Here is a 384-nt window from a genome sequence, read left to right as displayed (position 1 = left end):
ATGGTCGTCATCGGGCATGACAGGACTGAACACTTGTGCCTGCGCCCCCCTTGCTTTTATGTCAAGGTTGAAGACCGCGTTGTCTGCCGTCAGAAGGATGCAAGGCCAACTGACGCAAAGGTCGGCATACTGGAAGCCCCCTTGCAGAGGCAGGCAGTGGATTGTTTTGCCGACGCCTCCCTGCTGGCCGAGATTGTCACGGGAAAGTTTGCCTATCACCTGCCGGAGTATAGGCAGAGCGCCAGATGGAAGGAGCACGGCATCAACATCCCCACCTCAACCATAAACCGTTGGGTTCACGGCGCCGCCGATGCACTGCATCCGCTGTATAAGCTTCAAGTGGGGCTGATTTTGCAGAGCCCCTACCTGCAAGTTGATGAGACC

The 384-nt window shown here is 56.8% G+C and carries 1 protein-coding gene; it reads left to right on the top strand.

Annotated elements, in window-relative coordinates; translation table 11 throughout:
• On the top strand, positions 1-384 hold a 384-nt coding region (locus tag HMPREF2955_RS07220), incomplete at both ends, for an IS66 family transposase (RefSeq protein ID WP_139145502.1).

The sequence above is a fragment of the Prevotella sp. HMSC073D09 genome, from assembly GCF_001814145.1.
GTDB lineage: Bacteria > Bacteroidota > Bacteroidia > Bacteroidales > Bacteroidaceae > Prevotella > Prevotella conceptionensis.
This window is presented reverse-complemented; position numbering and strand designations above follow the sequence as displayed.